This is a genomic window from Streptomyces sp. NPDC096136, from assembly GCF_044763325.1.
GTDB lineage: Bacteria > Actinomycetota > Actinomycetes > Streptomycetales > Streptomycetaceae > Streptomyces.
Genome location: NZ_JBIWFZ010000008.1, coordinates 261,588 through 276,800, shown reverse-complemented (window position 1 = coordinate 276,800; position 15,213 = coordinate 261,588). Strand labels below are relative to the sequence as shown.

Annotated in this window: 17 protein-coding genes; 13 read left to right on the top strand and 4 right to left on the bottom strand. The window is 71.4% G+C overall.

What is annotated here, in order from left to right:
- The first annotated feature begins 7 nt into the window (after positions 1 to 7).
- From ACIRBY_RS19625 to ACIRBY_RS19615, 3 genes are read left to right on the top strand one after another with little or no spacing between them, the layout of a single operon-like run.
- Complete coding sequence (locus ACIRBY_RS19625; protein ID WP_403901963.1) at positions 8 to 1,708, top strand: cytochrome c biogenesis protein ResB; 1,701 nt, start codon at positions 8 to 10, stop codon at positions 1,706 to 1,708.
- Entirely contained in the window at positions 1,705 to 2,790 is a 1,086-nt protein-coding gene (gene ccsB, locus ACIRBY_RS19620; protein ID WP_403901962.1) for a c-type cytochrome biogenesis protein CcsB, read from the top strand. Before ACIRBY_RS19625 ends, ccsB begins: the two co-directional genes overlap by 4 nt.
- A 25-nt stretch (positions 2,791 to 2,815) precedes the next feature.
- Positions 2,816 to 3,307 (top strand): SRPBCC domain-containing protein, encoded by a 492-nt coding sequence (locus ACIRBY_RS19615; RefSeq protein WP_403901961.1) that lies wholly within the window; start codon positions 2,816 to 2,818, stop codon positions 3,305 to 3,307.
- A gap of 12 nt (positions 3,308 to 3,319) precedes the next feature.
- Here ACIRBY_RS19615 and ACIRBY_RS19610 read toward each other — a convergent pair whose 3' ends face one another.
- Entirely contained in the window at positions 3,320 to 3,631 is a 312-nt protein-coding gene (locus tag ACIRBY_RS19610; RefSeq protein WP_403901960.1) for a PLD nuclease N-terminal domain-containing protein, read from the bottom strand.
- A 91-nt stretch (positions 3,632 to 3,722) separates the two neighbouring features.
- Between ACIRBY_RS19610 and ACIRBY_RS19605 the strand changes: the two genes are divergently transcribed.
- Genes ACIRBY_RS19605 through mqnP form a run of 3 tightly spaced genes read left to right on the top strand, consistent with a single transcriptional unit; the run spans position 3,723 to position 6,567 of the window.
- A complete protein-coding gene (locus ACIRBY_RS19605) occupies positions 3,723 to 5,180 on the top strand; it encodes a menaquinone biosynthesis decarboxylase (RefSeq protein ID WP_366450965.1) in 1,458 nt (485 codons plus the stop codon).
- Complete coding sequence (locus tag ACIRBY_RS19600; protein WP_403901959.1) at positions 5,177 to 5,647, top strand: hypothetical protein; 471 nt, start codon at positions 5,177 to 5,179, stop codon at positions 5,645 to 5,647. The genes ACIRBY_RS19605 and ACIRBY_RS19600 overlap by 4 nt, the downstream gene beginning before the upstream one ends.
- Positions 5,644 to 6,567 (top strand): menaquinone biosynthesis prenyltransferase MqnP, encoded by a 924-nt coding sequence (gene mqnP / locus ACIRBY_RS19595; protein WP_403901958.1) that lies wholly within the window; start codon positions 5,644 to 5,646, stop codon positions 6,565 to 6,567. The genes ACIRBY_RS19600 and mqnP overlap by 4 nt, the downstream gene beginning before the upstream one ends.
- Positions 6,568 to 6,767: 200 nt before the next feature.
- Here mqnP and ACIRBY_RS19590 read toward each other — a convergent pair whose 3' ends face one another.
- Complete coding sequence (locus tag ACIRBY_RS19590) at positions 6,768 to 7,376, bottom strand: rhomboid family intramembrane serine protease (protein WP_403901957.1); 609 nt, start codon at positions 7,374 to 7,376, stop codon at positions 6,768 to 6,770.
- Positions 7,377 to 7,458: 82 nt separating this feature from the next.
- Here ACIRBY_RS19590 and ACIRBY_RS19585 point away from each other — a divergent pair, with 82 nt between their 5' ends.
- Entirely contained in the window at positions 7,459 to 8,130 is a 672-nt protein-coding gene (locus ACIRBY_RS19585; protein ID WP_403901955.1) for a UbiX family flavin prenyltransferase, read from the top strand.
- Here the strand turns inward: ACIRBY_RS19585 and ACIRBY_RS19580 are convergent.
- Positions 8,127 to 8,261 (bottom strand): hypothetical protein, encoded by a 135-nt coding sequence (locus tag ACIRBY_RS19580; protein WP_403901953.1) that lies wholly within the window; start codon positions 8,259 to 8,261, stop codon positions 8,127 to 8,129. The genes ACIRBY_RS19585 and ACIRBY_RS19580 overlap by 4 nt on opposite strands.
- Positions 8,262 to 8,382: 121 nt before the next feature.
- Here ACIRBY_RS19580 and ACIRBY_RS19575 point away from each other — a divergent pair, with 121 nt between their 5' ends.
- The 6 genes from ACIRBY_RS19575 to ACIRBY_RS19550 all read left to right on the top strand — a co-directional run bounded on the left by ACIRBY_RS19575 (position 8,383) and on the right by ACIRBY_RS19550 (position 13,902).
- Positions 8,383 to 8,838: an Lrp/AsnC family transcriptional regulator gene (locus tag ACIRBY_RS19575; protein WP_042811055.1), complete on the top strand. Its 456-nt coding sequence runs from the start codon at positions 8,383 to 8,385 to the stop codon at positions 8,836 to 8,838.
- 60 nt (positions 8,839 to 8,898) lie between these two features.
- The gene (gene mqnE, locus ACIRBY_RS19570; protein ID WP_403901952.1) at positions 8,899 to 10,062 is read left to right on the top strand and encodes an aminofutalosine synthase MqnE; all 1,164 of its coding nucleotides are present in this window, start codon (positions 8,899 to 8,901) and stop codon (positions 10,060 to 10,062) included.
- Positions 10,063 to 10,163: 101 nt separating this feature from the next.
- Entirely contained in the window at positions 10,164 to 10,688 is a 525-nt protein-coding gene (locus ACIRBY_RS19565) for a GNAT family N-acetyltransferase (protein WP_403901950.1), read from the top strand.
- Between the two features lie 127 nt (positions 10,689 to 10,815).
- Entirely contained in the window at positions 10,816 to 11,124 is a 309-nt protein-coding gene (locus ACIRBY_RS19560; protein ID WP_390688533.1) for a DUF4229 domain-containing protein, read from the top strand.
- Between the two features lie 388 nt (positions 11,125 to 11,512).
- Positions 11,513 to 12,835: a dicarboxylate/amino acid:cation symporter gene (locus tag ACIRBY_RS19555; protein WP_403901949.1), complete on the top strand. Its 1,323-nt coding sequence runs from the start codon at positions 11,513 to 11,515 to the stop codon at positions 12,833 to 12,835.
- A gap of 101 nt (positions 12,836 to 12,936) precedes the next feature.
- Positions 12,937 to 13,902, top strand: coding sequence for a glycosyltransferase family 2 protein (locus tag ACIRBY_RS19550; protein ID WP_403902046.1), 966 nt, complete (start codon positions 12,937 to 12,939; stop codon positions 13,900 to 13,902).
- A gap of 19 nt (positions 13,903 to 13,921) precedes the next feature.
- On the opposite strand, the gene ACIRBY_RS19545 is transcribed toward ACIRBY_RS19550, so the two are convergent.
- Positions 13,922 to 15,142: a hypothetical protein gene (locus ACIRBY_RS19545; RefSeq protein ID WP_403901947.1), complete on the bottom strand. Its 1,221-nt coding sequence runs from the start codon at positions 15,140 to 15,142 to the stop codon at positions 13,922 to 13,924.
- Between the last annotated feature and the right edge of the window lie 71 nt (positions 15,143 to 15,213).

Below are 15,213 nucleotides of genomic sequence, written 5' to 3'. Positions count from 1 at the left end.
CACGCACATGAGTACGACCGACAAGGCGCCCGCCGAGGCGCCGAACGAGGACGCGGCCGCCCGCGCGCAGCTGTCCACGGCCCCCGTCGACGACAACCCCGCCGCCCCCGTCGGCATCGGGGTCATCGGCTGGGCCCGCTGGTTCTGGCGCCAGCTCACCTCCATGCGGGTGGCGCTGATCCTGCTCTTCCTGCTCTCCCTCGGCTCCATCCCCGGCTCCCTCATCCCGCAGACCCAGGTCGACGCGATGAAGGTCGCGGAGTGGAAGAAGACCCACGAGTTCTGGGTCCCGGTCGCCGAGAAGCTCCAGCTCTTCGACGTGTACAGCTCGGTGTGGTTCTCCGCGATCTACATCCTGCTGTTCGTCTCGCTGATCGGCTGCATCGTCCCGCGCACCTGGCAGTTCGTCGGCCAGCTCACGGGCCGCCCGCCGGGCGCGCCCCGCCGCCTGGACCGGCTGCCCGCCTACACGACGTGGCGCACGGACAAGAGCCCCGACGAGGTGCTCGCCTCCGCCAAGGGCCTGCTCGGCGGGCGCCGCTTCCGCACCGAGCCCTCCCCCGGCGCCGTCGCCGCCGAGAAGGGCTACCTGCGCGAGGCCGGCAACCTGGCCTTCCACATCGCCCTGATCGTGATGCTCGTGGCCTTCGCCTGCGGGCAGCTGTTCAAGTCCGAGGGCGGCAAGCTCGTCCTGCGCGGCAAGGGCTTCTCGAACACGCTCACCCAGTACGACGACTTCAAGTCCGGCAGCCTCTTCTCCGCCGACGACCTCGCGCCGTTCTCGTTCACCCTGGACAAGTTCGACGCCAGCTACGAGAAGGCCGGCCCGCAGAAGGGCACCGCCCGCGACTTCAAGGCGTACGTCACCTACAGCGAGGGCGCCGAGGGCGAGCCGAAGAAGGCCGAGATCGAGGTCAACAAGCCGCTGGAGATCGACGGCTCGAAGGTCTACCTGCTGGGCCACGGCTACGCCCCGGTCATCTCCGTGACCGACCCGAGCGGCCAGGTCGTCTACCGGGACGCCGTCCCGATGCTGCCCTTCGACGGCAACCTCAGCTCCTCCGGCGCCGTGAAGGTCCCGGACGGCTACCGCAACAAGAACGGCGACAAGGAGCAGCTCGGCTTCAACGCCATGTTCGTGCCGACGTTCGCGGGCGCCGGCAAGGGCACGATGCTCTCCCAGTTCCCTGACCTGAACTTCCCCGTCCTCGCCCTCAGCGCCTACCACGGCAGCCTGGGCGTGGACGCGGGCCTGCCGCAGAACGTGTACCAGCTGAACACCTCCAAGATGCAGGAGTTCAAGGACCCCGAGGGGCAGCTGTTCAAGCAGCGGCTGCTGCCCGGGGAGACGATGACCCTCCCGGACGGCGCCGGCACGGTGAAGTTCGAGGGCATCGAGCGCTGGGCCACCTTCTCGGTCACCCACCAGCCCGCCTCCGGGCTGGCGCTCGCGGGCGCCGTCGTCGCCATCGGCGGCCTGGCCGCGTCCCTGTTCGTCCAGCGCCGCCGGATCTGGGTCCGCGCGGTGCGCGGCGAGGACGGGGTGACCGTCGTCGAGATGGCGGGTCTGGGCCGCAGCGAGTCCGCCAAGCTCCCCGAGGAGCTGTCGGCGCTCTCCGCCGCCCTCTACGAGACGGCGCCGAGCCCGGCGCAAGCCGAGCCGGCGGAAGCCGACACCACAACAGGAGAAGAAGGGGAGCGCGCATGACGCTGCTCGCGGCGGCGACGAACGAGAGCCTCGCCGATCTCAGCAACAAGCTGGTCTACGCGTCGATGGCGGTCTACATGCTCGCCTTCTTCGCGCACATCACCGAATGGGTCTTCGGCAGCCGCAGCAAGGTGGGCCGTACGGCCGCCGCGCTGACCCCGGCCGCCGCGGCCGGCGCCGCGCCGGCCGTGCAGGTGCGGACCCAGGGCGGCGGCACGGCCGTCCTCGACAGGCCGAAGGTCGTCACCCGCTCGGCCACCGGATCCCGCGACGTCCCGGACGGCCCCGGCGCCGCCGGCGGCACCGAGAAGGGCGACCTGTACGGGCGGATCGCGGTCTCGCTGACCGTCCTCGGCTTCCTCATCGAGGCGGCGGGCGTGGTCTCCCGCGCCCTGTCGGTGGAGCGTGCCCCCTGGGGCAACATGTACGAGTTCAACCTGACCTTCTCCACGGTCGCCGTCGGCGCCTACCTGGCGCTCCTGGCCTTCAGGAAGAACGTCCGCTGGCTCGGTCTGATCCTGGTCACCTCCGTCCTGCTGGACCTGGGCATCGCCACCACCTGGCTCTACACCGCCAGCGACCAGCTCGTCCCGGCCCTGCACTCCTACTGGCTGTGGATCCACGTCTCCACCGCCATCTTCTGCGGAGCCGTCTTCTACATCGGCGCGGCCGGCGCGGTCCTCTACCTGTTCCGCGACGGCTACGAGAGCGACCTGGAGGCCGGCAAGACCCCCGGCCGCTTCCGCACCTCGGTCCTGGAGCGGATGCCGTCGGCGGCCACCCTCGACAAGTTCTCGTACCGGATCAACGCGGCCGTCTTCCCGCTGTGGACGTTCACCATCGTCGCGGGCGCCATCTGGGCCGGCGACGCCTGGGGCCGCTACTGGGGCTGGGACCCCAAGGAGGTCTGGTCCTTCGTGACGTGGGTGGCGTACGCCTGCTACCTGCACGCGCGGGCCACCGCCGGCTGGAAGGGCCGCAAGGCCGCCTACCTGGCGCTCTTCGCCTTCGCCTGCTGGATCTGGAACTACTACGGCGTGAACATCCTGCTCAGCGGCAAGCACTCCTACGCGGGCGTCTGAGCCCGGTCGGTGGGACGCTGGTGGTATGCCTCCCGTGAGCCATGCCACCAGCGAGCCCCGCGGCCCCGGCCGCTGGCTCCTGCGCTTCGAGGTGCACGTCCCCTACGCCTACGAGGCCCTGTGGCCCGTCCTGACCACCGGTGACGGGCTGCGCACCTGGCTGGCGGCGGCGGACCTGCCCGAACGCCGCCTCGGCGGCCCCGTCACCCTGCACTGGCCGACCTCCGGCACCACGGCGTCGGGCGAGATCACGGCCTGGGACGTCGAGCGGGTCGTGGAGTACACGGTCTCCGGGCAGGGACGGATCCGCTTCCACCTGGAGCCCGTCGGCACCGACTCGACGGTGATCCGCTTCCTGAACGAACGCGACGGCAGCGACGAGGAACGCCTCGACCGCCTGGCCGCCTGGCACGACCACTTCGAGCTGCTGGAGGCCGCCCTGGAGGGGCACCCGGCGGACTGGCCCTCCTGGACCGACACCCGCCGCTCGCAGCTGCGCGCCGCGTACGCCTCCTAGGCCTCGGCCGTCCTAGCCCTGGTCGTCCTTGTCCTTCTCCTCGTCCTTGCGCAGCGAGCGCAGGAACTCCGGATTGTCGTCGGGCGCCACCCACTGCGTACGGCGCGCCCGGCCGCCCCCGCCGAATCCGCCCCCGCCGGCCGCCGTCCGCTTCTTGCCCGCGAGCAGCCACACCGCCGGGCCGACGATCGAGAACAGCAGGATGATCAGCACCCACACCGCCTTCGGGAGGCTCTTGACCTCCTCCTCCGGGGTGTTCAGGCAGTCGATGAAGGCGTAGATGGTCAGCGCGAGGATCAGCAGGAACGGCAGATAGCGCAGCACGGTGTGGGACCGACTCCCCGGGCAGTGGCGGCGGGCCCGCACGGGGCCCCGGTGACGCCCCCAGGGTATTCGGTGACGGATACTGGGGCCCATGGCTTACGACGATCTCCGCTCCCTGCTCCGGGCCCTGGAGCGGGAGGGCGACCTCAAGCGCATCAAGGCCGAAGTCGACCCGTACCTGGAGGTCGGGGAGATCGTCGACAGAGTGAACAAGGCGGGCGGCCCCGCGCTGCTCTTCGAGAACGTCCGCGGCTCGGCGATGCCGCTGGCCATGAACGTCTTCGGCACCGACCGCCGCCTCCTGAAGGCCCTCGGCCTCAAGTCGTACGGCGAGATCAGCGAGAAGATCGGCGGCCTCCTCAAGCCCGAGCTGCCCCAGGGCTTCATCGGCGTCCGCGAGGCCTTCGGCAAGCTCGGCTCGATGGTGCACGTGCCGCCGAAGAAGGTGAAGGGCGAGTCCGCGCCCGTCCAGGAGGTCGTCCTCACCGGCGACGACGTGGACCTGGACATGCTGCCGGCGCTGTTCACCTGGCCCAAGGACGGCGGCGACTTCTTCAACCTCGGCCTGACCCACACCAAGCACCCCGAGACCGGCGTGCGCAACCTCGGCCTCTACCGCCTCCAGCGGCACGACAAGCGCACCATCGGCATGCACTGGCAGATCCACAAGGACAGCCGCAACCACTACGCCGTCGCCGCCGCGCGCGGCGAGCGGCTGCCCGTCGCGATCGCCTTCGGCTGCCCGCCGGCCGTCACCTACGCCTCCACCGCGCCGCTGCCCGGCGACATCGACGAGTACCTGTTCGCCGGGTTCGTCGCGGGCAAGCGGATCGAGATGGTCGACTGCAAGACGGTCCCGCTCCAGGTCCCGGCCAACGCCGAGGTCGTGATCGAGGGCTGGCTGGAGCCCGGCGAGATGCTCCCCGAAGGCCCCTTCGGCGACCACACCGGCTTCTACACCCCGCAGGAGCCCTTCCCCGCGCTGAAGATCGACTGCGTGACGATGCGCAAGCGGCCGCTGCTCCAGTCGATCGTCGTCGGCCGGCCGCCGACGGAGGACGGCCCGCTGGGCCGTGCGACGGAGCGTTTCTTCCTCCCGCTCCTCAAGATCATCGTCCCGGACATCGTGGACTACCACCTCCCCGAGTCCGGCGGCTTCCACAACTGCGCGATCGTCTCGATCGACAAGAAGTACCCCAAGCACGCCCAGAAGGTCATGCACGCCATCTGGGGCGCGCACATGATGTCGCTGACCAAGCTGATCATCGTGGTGGACAAGGACTGCGACGTCCACGACCTGCACGAGGTGTCCTGGCGGGCCCTCGGCAACACCGACTACTCCCGCGACCTCACCGTGGTCGAGGGACCGGTGGACCACCTGGACCACGCCTCGTACCAGCAGTTCTGGGGCGGCAAGGCGGGCATCGACGCGACCAAGAAGCTGCCGGAGGAGGGCTACACCCGCGACGGCGGCTGGCCCGACATGGTCGAGTCCGACCCGGCGACGGCGGCCCTGGTGGACCGCCGCTGGAAGGAGTACGGCCTGTGAGCACGCCCATGGGCGGCCCCGCCCTCTTCATCGGCACCGACACCGCCTACGTGGCCCTCGCGCGCCCGCGCCTGGACCCGGCCGACCCGGAAGTCCGCGAGGCCGCCGAGCAGGCCGGCGTGAGCCCCGAGGAGTTCGCCGGCCCCGGCACCGTCTGGGCGCTGATGTGGGAGCAGGAGAACGGCGAGGGCGGCGGCTTCGAGCTGCCGGGCCTGCGGGACGCGGAGGCCGAGGACTTCGCCGACCGGCTGCTGGCCGAGCTGTCCTTCGAGTCCGGCCCGTTCACCGTCGGCGCGGGCGAGGTGCTGCACGTCCAGGCCTACCCGGCCGGCGACGGCTGCCGCTTCGTCTCCACGATCACCCCGCCCGAGGGCGAGGAGCTCGCCCCGGTGACCCTGGACATCCCGGGGGTGGACGCCGACGCGCTCCGCGCCGACCTCGAAGAGTTCCGCGGGAGCCTCGCATGACGACCACCGCCGAAGGCGTGCTCGGCCCCGGACAGGCGCCGCAGCCCACCGGCAGGGTCAAGGCCTTCCTGCGCCTGGTGATGATCGAGCACTCGGTCTTCGCGCTGCCCTTCGCCTACATCGCCGCGCTCACCGCCATGTTCCGGCTGGACGGGCACATGCACTGGCGGGAGCTGCTGCTCGTCACCGTGTGCATGGTGGGCCTGCGGACCTTCGCGATGGCCGCGAACCGGATCATCGACCGCGAGATCGACGCCCGCAACCCGCGCACCGCCGGGCGCGAGCTGGTCACCGGCGCGGTGTCGGTGCGCTCGGCCTGGACGGGCGCGGCCATCGCCCTGGTCGTCTTCCTCGGCGCGGCCGCCCTCCTCAACCCGCTCTGCCTGGCGCTGGCGCCGGTCGCGGTGGTCCCGATGGTGGTCTACCCGTACGGCAAGCGGTTCACGAACTTCCCGCAGGCGATCCTGGGTCTGGCCCAGGCCATGGGCCCGGTCGGCGCCTGGCTGGCGGTCACGGGGGAGTGGTCCTGGGAGGCCGTCGTCCTCGGCCTGGCCATCGGCGTCTGGATCGGCGGCTTCGACCTGATCTACGCCTGCCAGGACGTGGAGTCGGACCGCGCCGAGGGCGTCAAGTCGGTCCCGGCCCGCTTCGGCGTCCCGGGCGCCCTGTGGGGCGCCCGCGCCTGCCACGCCGTCACCACGGCCCTCCTCGCGGCGTACGCGTTCCTGACGGACGGCGGCCCGTTCCTCTGGCTGGGCCTCCTGATCGTCGCGGCGGCGTTCCTCTACGAACACACGATCGTGAAGCCGCACGACCTGTCCCGCCTGAACCGGGCGTTCTTCACGGTCAACGGCGTGATCGGCATCTGCCTGTTCGCGGCGACCCTCGTCGACCTCCTCGTCCGCGGCTTCACGCTGTAGCCCGAACGGGCGGCGGCCGCCGGAACCCGCAGCCGGTCGCGCCCTTTCCTGCTCGGCTCGGGACATTGGCCCCCGCGACCGCGGGGCTCCCGCCCGTTCCACGCGAGCACGCTCAGGGACGCCTGGGACGGTCGTCGTGGACAGCGGGCTCGGCAAGCTCTCCGTGGACACGTCCGGTCTGCCGGTGGACCTCTCCGCCGTCAGCTGAGCCGGGGGGCCGGGCGGCGATAGTAGAGGGCGGTCAGTACCCCGCCCGCCAGGCCGCACAGGTGGCCCTGCCAGCTGATCGTCGGGTCCAGCGGCAGCAGGCCCAGGAAGAACGTTCCGCCCCAGTAGGCGGCGACGGCCACGCCCACCAGGATGCGCAGCACCTTCCGTTCCACGAACCCGCGCACCACGACGTAGCCGAAGAGACCGTAGACGACGCCCGAGGCGCCCAGCGTGATGCCGTCCGACGGGGCGATCAGCCAGGTGCCGATGCCGTCCGCCAGCAGGATCAGTACGGACACCGCCAGGAAGCGCCGGATCCCGGACAAGGCGGTGATGAAGCCGAGGACCAGCAGGGGGACGCTGTTGGAGGCCACGTGGCCGAAGCCGTAGTGCAGGAAGGACCCGGTGAGGATTCCCGTGAGGGTGCCCGGGTCGCGGCCCGCGATCCCGTACTGGTCCAGCGCGTGGCCCGTCGCGTAGTCGATCGCCTCCAGGGTCCACAGGAGGGCCACCCAGCCCAGCATCAGCTTGGCGGCGGCCACCGCGCGGTCCTTCTGGCTCCACTCCGGGACAGCCGTGTCCGCCGTGTTCGTACTCATGTGCTGTGTCCCCCGGGGCGTGTCGAGCGTCCGGCACACCTTAACGAGTGGCCCGCCGGTGTGGCCGGATAGTCTCGGAGGTATGACTGAGCGCAAGCGCACCCCCTGGGTGGTGGGGGTTTCCGGGGCGTCCGGGACGCCGTACGCGGCTTCGGTGATCCGAGGGCTGCTGGCGGCGGGCGAGCCGGTGGACCTGGTGGTCAGCCGGGCCTCGCGGCTCACGCTGCTGGACGAGACCGGGATCGCCTTCCGGGACGCGCACTGGCGGGACGATCTGGCCGAGTGGCTCGCGCGCGGCGCCGACGGCAAGCCGGGGACCTTCGAGGTGTCGGCGTTGGACGACGTGCGGTACTGGGGGGCCGGGGACCTGGCCGCCGGGCCGAGTTCGGGTTCGTACCCGGTCAAGGGGATGCTGATCGTGCCCGCGTCCACGGCCTGCGTGGCCGGCGTGGCGCTCGGGCTGTCGAAGGACCTGCTCCAGCGCGTCGCGAGCGTGACGCTCAAGGAGCGGCGCCGGCTGGTGGTCGCGGTGCGGGAGACCCCGCTGAACGGGCAGACGCTGCGGCATCTGGTGGCGCTGGACGAGGCGGGCGCGGTCGTGCTGCCCGCCTCTCCGGCGTTCTACGCGGGTGCGACGCACATCCAGGACCTCGTGGACTTCGTCGCGGGGCGGGTGCTCGATGCGGCAGGGGTGCCGCACGGCCTGTACCGCCGTTGGGAGGGGGAGCTTGGCAGCGCCCGCCCCCGTGCCTAGCGCTTCTTGGCGCGGATCGGCCTGCGGGTCTTGTCGTTCCGGTGGGCGGCGGCGGGCTGGTCGGTGCGGGATCGGTTGGCCAGCTCCTGGAGCTGTCGCATGTGCGCGTAGGCCATCTCGATCGTGTACACGGTGAACCACTCCTGAAGATCGTCTTTGATCTGTTGAAAGATTCACAGGGTGTTGACCCTGTGCGCCTTTGATTCTATACCTAAACTTGCAGGATCGCCGAATAATGGAAGGCTCCACGTAATGGACACGGTGGACAGGCAGCTCATCCAGGCACTCCGGGAGAACGGGCGTGCCTCGTACGCGGAGCTGGGCCGTCTCGTGGGCCTCTCCGGCCCCAGCGTCACCGACCGGATCAACCGTCTTGAGACGGCCGGCGTGATCACCGGTTACCGCGCGACCGTGGCCGCCGCCGAGCTCGGCCTCGGCGTCACCGCGCTGATCGGCATCTCCCTCTCCGACGCCGCCGACCACGAGGACGTGGCCCGCCGGCTGCGCGACCTCGCCGAGATCGAGGACTGCTGGTTCATCGCCGGCGACGACTCCTTCATGCTCAAGGTCCGCGCCAGCGACGTCGACGGCCTGGAGAAGATCATCCGCAAGCTCTCGGGCACCAAGGGCGTCTCGCGCACCCGCACCACGATCGTCCTCTCCACCAAGTGGGAGAACCGGGTCGGCGAGCTGCCCGAGGACGCCTGAGAGTACGGTGGGTGGCGGTTGCACACAGGCTGGGACAGGGAAAGACAGGGAGACACCGGCATGGACGCTGGGCTCAAGCGCGAGCTGGAGGAGAAGGTCCGCTCCGGCGAGCGGCTGACGCGTGAGGACGGCATCGCCCTCTACGAGTCGGACGACCTGGCGTGGCTGGGCGGTCTCGCCCACGAGGTCCGCACCCGCAAGAACGGCGACGTCGTCCACTTCAACGTCAACCGCCACCTCAACATGACGAACGTGTGCACCGCCTCCTGCGCGTACTGCTCGTTCCAGCGCAAGCCGGGCGAGAAGGACGCGTACACGATGCGCATCGAGGAGGCCGTCCGCCTGGCCAAGGCCATGGAGAACGAGAACCTCACCGAGCTGCACATCGTCAACGGCCTGCACCCCTCCCTCCCGTGGCGGTACTACCCCCGGTCGCTGTCGGCCCTCAAGGAGGCGCTGCCGAACGTCTCGCTGAAGGCGTTCACGGCGACGGAGATCCACCACTTCGAGACCATCTCGGGCCTGTCGGCCTCCGAGATCCTCGACGAGCTGATCGACGCGGGGCTGGAGTCCCTGACCGGCGGCGGCGCGGAGATCTTCGACTGGGAGGTCCGCCAGCACATCGTCGACCACCGGACCCACTGGGAGGACTGGTCGCGCATCCACCGCCTGGCGCACGAGAAGGGGCTCAAGACCCCGAGCACCATGCTCTACGGGCACATCGAGGAGCCGCGCCACCGCGTGGACCACGTGCTGCGGCTGCGCGAGCTCCAGGACGAGACCGGCGGCTTCCAGGTCTTCATCCCGCTGCGCTACCAGCACGACTTCGTGGACATGAAGGACGGCAAGGTCCGCAACAGGCTCCAGGCGCGCACGACGATGGCGACGGGCGCCGAGGCGCTCAAGACCTTCGCCGTCTCGCGGCTGCTGTTCGACAACGTGCCGCACGTCAAGGTCTTCTGGGTGATGCACGGCGTGCAGACCGCCCAGCTCGCGCTCCAGCACGGCGCCGACGACATGGACGGCTCGGTGGTCGAGTACAAGATCACGCACGATGCGGACAACTACGGCACCCCGAACAAGCTGACCCGCGACGACCTCCTGGAGCTGATCCGCGAGGCGGGCTTCCGCCCGGTCGAGCGCAACACGCGCTACGAGGTCATCCGCGAGTACCCCGGCCCCGACGCCTCGCTGCGCGAGACCCCGCAGGCGATGCGCGTCTGACGCCGCCCGGCACGCCAAAGGCCCCGGTCCCGCGCGGACCGGGGCCTTTCGCGTGCCGAAAACCCGTTGCCCCGCGAGTGGGTAATGGATAGCCTTCGAAAGTGACCCTTACTTTTACCTTCGATCCCGTCGTCGACCCCGCTCTCCGCGACGGCATCGCGGAGATGTGGACCGAGGTCTCCAACGCCGGCGGGGCGGTCGGCTTCGTCCCGCCCGTCACCCTGGACGACGTCCGGCCCGCCCTGGTCAAGCACCTCGTCGCGATGGCCGAGGGCCGCCACCGGCTGCTGGTCGGCCGCGACGGGGACGGGGCCGTGGCCGCCGCGGCCTTCCTCGCCTTCAACCCGCACCGGCTCATGAAGCACTGGGTGTACGCGTACACGGTCATGGTCAGCCCCGCCCTCCAGGGCCGCGGCGCCGGGCGGGCCCTGATGGCCGCCCTCGCCGACGCGGCCCGCACGCTGGAGGGCATCGAGGCCGTCGTCCTGGAATGCCGCGGCGGCCTCGGCCTGGAGCACTTCTACGCGGCCTGCGGCTACAAGGAGGTCGGCCGGATCCCCGGCGCCATCCGCGTGGCCCCCGGCGACGACCGCGACGGCATCACGATGCTGCTGCCCCTGCACTGACCGCCCGCGCCGATCCCGCCCGCCCGCTGCGCACCGACCCCCGGCGGGCCGCGGCGGGGGCCGGGCGTGCTTCACTGGACGGGCACGTGCCGACGTGGCCGACGTTTCCGATGAGAAAGAAGGGGTCATCGTGTCCCTCAAGCCGAGTGCGACGATCCGCTACACCGCGATGCGCCTGGGCATCTTCGTCGGATGCCTGGTCCTCGTCGCCGTCCTGGTCAACCTGGGCTGGGTGCCCGCCGGGCTCGGCGCCGCCAACCCCGCCTGGGTCGTGCTCCTCGCGCTGGTGCTCTCCGCGCCGCTCTCCTTCATCCTGCTGCGCAAGCAGCGCGACGCGATGTCCGAGCAGATCTCCGGACGCGTCGCGGATGCGAAGCAGAAGCTCGCCGCGAACCGCAGCCAGGAGGACGCGGCCGACGACGCCGCCCGCGCGTGAACTGACACCAGCGGTCCCCTCGACGGACCCCGGCGCCGGGAACACCCCCCGCTGCGCCGGGGTTTCGGCGTTCCCGGGGGCGTGCGCACCCCGGGGCTCCAGCCCCGCGCGATCAGTGCTCAAAGCATCTCTTTGGGTTTCTCAAAGTCGAAGTGTTAGCGTGTTCAACATGTTGACCGCAGCCGCGCACCCGATGGGCCCGAGCCTCCCGCTCGTGGCGCGCCTGCACGTCGACCTCTGCCGCCGCGTGTCCGCGGCCTGTTGCTGTTGCCGCTGAAGCGCCCGCAGCAGCGGTCGCCGGCCGGCCCGGCCCCTTTCCGGCTGCCGCCGTACCGCATCCCCCGCAGAAACCTTCCGCCGTACGTCCGCGCGTCCCCCGGAGAATGCCGTGTCCGCGTCCCCCCAGGCCCAGGCTCCCGCCAAGGCCTCGTTCAAGTTCCCCTTCTGGGCCCAGATCGTCACCGGTCTCGCGCTCGGCGTCCTCTTCGGCTGGATAGCCCGCAGCCAGGACGTCAGCTGGCTCAAGACCACCCTGGAGCAGGTCGGCGACATCTTCATCCAGCTGCTCAAGCTGGCCGTCGCCCCGCTCGTCTTCTTCGCGATCCTGGTGTCCATCACCAACCTGCGGAAGGTGAACAACGCCGCCCGCCTCGCCTCCCGCACCCTGCTCTGGTTCATGATCACCTCGCTGATCGCGGTGGGCATCGGCCTCGCGATCGGCCTGCTGACCGACCCGGGCGCCGGCACCGGCCTCACCCCGGCCGACGGCAAGGAGCCCAAGCGGCACGGCTCGTGGATCGACTTCCTGACCGGCATCGTGCCCAAGGACATCGTCACCCCGTTCACCGAGCTGAACGTCCTCCAGATCGTCTTCCTGGCCGCCGTCGCCGGCATCGCCGCCCTCCAGCTCGGCTCCAAGGCCCAGCCGGTCCTGAACCTCGCCGAGTCCGTCCTGGAGCTCCTCCAGAAGGCCCTGTGGTGGGTCATCCGCCTGGCCCCCATCGGCACCGTCGGCCTCATCGGCACCGCCATCGCCAGCTACGGCTGGGACCTGATCGGCAAGTACGCCACCTTCACCGCCGACATCTACGTCGGCTCGGCGCTCGTCATGTTCGGCGTCTACCCGCTGCTCCTCGCCACGGTCGCCAAGGTCAACCCGGTCCAGTTCTTCAAGGGCGCCTGGCCCGCCATCCAGCTGGCCTTCGTCTCCCGCTCCTCGGTCGGCACCATGCCGGTCACCCAGAAGGTCACCGAGCGCCTCGGCGTCCCGAAGGAGTACGCCTCCTTCGCCGTCCCGTTCGGCGCCACCACCAAGATGGACGGCTGCGCCGCGATCTACCCGGCCCTCGCCGCGATCTTCATCGCGAACATCTTCGACGTGCAGCTGGGCATCAAGGAGTACCTGCTCATCGCGTTCGTCTCGGTCGTCGGCTCGGCCGCCACGGCCGGCCTCACCGGTGCGACGGTCATGCTCACCCTGACCCTGTCCACCCTGGGCCTCCCGCTGGCCGGCGTCGGCCTGCTGATGGCGATCGACCCGATCCTCGACATGATGCGCACGGCCACCAACGTCGCCGGCCAGGCCGTCGTCCCGGTCCTCGTCTCCGCCCGCGAGGGGATCCTCGACAAGGAGGCCTACGCCGCCGCCTCGTCCTCCCCGCTGGACGAGCCCTCCGCCGCCACCCCGGCCCCGGTCGCCGTCGCCGCCTGACGCAGCGCCCGCGCACCGCACGCCGCGGCCCCCGCCCCCGTCCGGGCGGGGGCCGCGGCGCGTCCGCGCTCCGCATGCCGGGGCGGGGGCCTTCCCGCATGATGAGGGCTGTGCACGACACCCCCGGGGACGCGACCACCCTGTCGGTCGTGGTCCCCGTCTTCGACGAGGAGGAGGTGCTGCCCGTCCTGGCGGCGCGGCTCCGCCCGGTCCTGGACGGGTGCGGCGAACCCTACGAGGTCCTCGCCGTGGACGACGGCTCCACCGACGCGACCCCCCGCCTCCTGGAGGACCTGCGCACCGGCTGGCCGCAGCTGCGCGTGGTGACCCTGCGGCGCAACAGCGGCCACCAGGCCGCCCTCACCGCCGGCCTGCGCCGGGCCCGCGGCGCCCACGTGGTCAGCATCGACGCCGACCTCCAGGACCCGCCGGAGATCATCCCCGACATGCTCGCCCTCGCCCGGACCGAGGGCCTGGACATCGTCTACGGCGTACGGACCGACCGCTCCACGGACAGCGCGTTCAAGCGCCGGACCGCCGCCGCCTACTACCGGCTGATGCGCCGCCTCGCCGGCTCCTGCGTCCCCGCCCAGGCGGGCGACTTCCGGCTGCTGTCCCGCGCCGTCGTGGAGACCCTCAAGTCCCTCCCCGACCAGCAGCAGATCTACCGCCTGCTCATCCCCTGGCTGGGCTTCCCCAGCGGCCGGATCGCCTACGAGCGCGCGGAGCGGGCGGCGGGCACCTCGAAGTACCCGCTGCACAAGATGGTCCTCCTGGCGTTCGACAGCGTCACCGGCTTCTCGGCCGTCCCGCTGCGCCTTGCCACGGCGATCGGCGCCCTGAGCTCCGTGGTCTGCCTCGCCTTCCTCATCTGGGCCCTCACCGTCTACGCCACGGGCAACCCCCTGCCCGGCTGGACCTCCCTGATCATCACCATGCTGTTCTTCGGCGCCGTCCAGCTCTTCTGCCTCGGCATGCTCGGCGAGTACGTGGCCCGCATCCACACCGCCGTCCAGGCCCGGCCCACCTACTGCGTCGCCCGCGACACCGGCGAGGAGGAGGCGTAGGCGGCGGCGCCCCGCCCCGTCACACCAGCACGCCCGCGAAGAACATCGCCCCCAGCAGGGCGTACTGGACCGCGCAGGCCGCCAGCAGCGGCACCTGCACCCACGGGGACATCCGCCGGACCAGGACCAGGCCCACGAACATCTGCGCGTGGTTGCGGTACCAGGACATCTGCGCCCCGGCGAGGAACGGCACCAGGAAGACCGCCACCGTCAGGACCAGCGCGGCCCACTCCTCGACGGCCAGGCGCCGCTCCCGCACCAGCAGGACCGCGGCCGTCGCCACGACGAGCACCACGAAGGCGGCGTTCAGCCACAGCTGCGGCCGGTGGGCGGCGAGGGCGTGCTCCACCAGCCACGGCAGCCGCCCCTCGGGCGTGTACCAGGAGCGGAACGGGACGTCGTAGGCCCGGAGCAGCTCCGCGAAGGGCTCGCGCAGGTCGCCCTGCCCGTAGCTGACCCGCTGGATCGTCGCGTACGCGTCCCAGCGGCCCGTCGCCTGCCACATCAGCCATTCGGCCCAGAGCACCCCGCACGCGGCGACGGCCGCCGACAGCCCCGCCTTCGCACACCGCAGCGGCCAGGCGTCCCCGCGCCACGCGAACAGGGCGCTCGACAGCAGCATGACGACGGCGACGGCGCCGACCGGGTGGCAGGAGACCGCCACGAAGCCGCCCGCCGTCGCCGTCCACCAGGACCCGCGCCGCACCCCGGCGACGCAGACGAGCAGGGCCAGGGTCGCGAGGGCGATCGGGAACACCGCGTGGAAGTAGACGCCGCCGGGGAACACGGCGCCGATGGCGAGGGTGAGTCCGGTGGCCCGGGTGAGCACGGCCCCCAGCAGCCACCACAGCACCGCGAACATGCCGAGCAGCGCCGCCTCGGTGACGACGGCGGCGGAGAGCTCGTAGGAGAGCCCGGTGCCGGAGAGCGCCCGCACGGCCATCGGGTACCCGGGGAACCAGGCCACGTTCCCGCACACCACGTCCGGGAACTCCGGGTAGCGGTCCCGGCACCGGAACATCTCGTAGCCGCCCCGGGCGATGGAGAGGTAGTGCTCGGAGTCCCAGCGCCGGCGGGCGGCCGTGGACCAGTAGGCCACCCGGGATCCGTCACCGGCGACGGAGGCGAGCGCCACCAGCCAGGTGACCAGGTTCGAGACCAGCCAGGCGACGACCGGCGGCAGCGCACGCCGGACCCGGCCGGCCCGCGCCGGGTGCACGGGCGTGGGGGATTCGGTCATCTCCGGGCCAGTCTGGCGAAGGGCCCCGGACCCCGCACCCGGAGGAGGGCCGCAGGGGCGGCCGCGGTGCG

Bases quoted from the DNA above. Each gene is read 5' to 3' on its own strand.
- ACIRBY_RS19625 (WP_403901963.1), top strand. From the start codon at position 8: ATGAGTACGACCGACAAGGCGCCCGCCGAGGCGCCGAACGAGGACGCG.
- ccsB (WP_403901962.1), top strand. From the start codon at position 1,705: ATGACGCTGCTCGCGGCGGCGACGAACGAGAGCCTCGCCGATCTCAGC.
- ACIRBY_RS19615 (WP_403901961.1), top strand. From the start codon at position 2,816: ATGCCTCCCGTGAGCCATGCCACCAGCGAGCCCCGCGGCCCCGGCCGC.
- ACIRBY_RS19605 (WP_366450965.1), top strand. From the start codon at position 3,723: ATGGCTTACGACGATCTCCGCTCCCTGCTCCGGGCCCTGGAGCGGGAG.
- mqnP (WP_403901958.1), top strand. From the start codon at position 5,644: ATGACGACCACCGCCGAAGGCGTGCTCGGCCCCGGACAGGCGCCGCAG.
- ACIRBY_RS19590 (WP_403901957.1), bottom strand. From the start codon at position 7,376: ATGAGTACGAACACGGCGGACACGGCTGTCCCGGAGTGGAGCCAGAAG.
- ACIRBY_RS19585 (WP_403901955.1), top strand. From the start codon at position 7,459: ATGACTGAGCGCAAGCGCACCCCCTGGGTGGTGGGGGTTTCCGGGGCG.
- ACIRBY_RS19575 (WP_042811055.1), top strand. From the start codon at position 8,383: ATGGACACGGTGGACAGGCAGCTCATCCAGGCACTCCGGGAGAACGGG.
- mqnE (WP_403901952.1), top strand. From the start codon at position 8,899: ATGGACGCTGGGCTCAAGCGCGAGCTGGAGGAGAAGGTCCGCTCCGGC.
- ACIRBY_RS19550 (WP_403902046.1), top strand. From the start codon at position 12,937: ATGAGGGCTGTGCACGACACCCCCGGGGACGCGACCACCCTGTCGGTC.
- ACIRBY_RS19545 (WP_403901947.1), bottom strand. From the start codon at position 15,142: ATGACCGAATCCCCCACGCCCGTGCACCCGGCGCGGGCCGGCCGGGTC.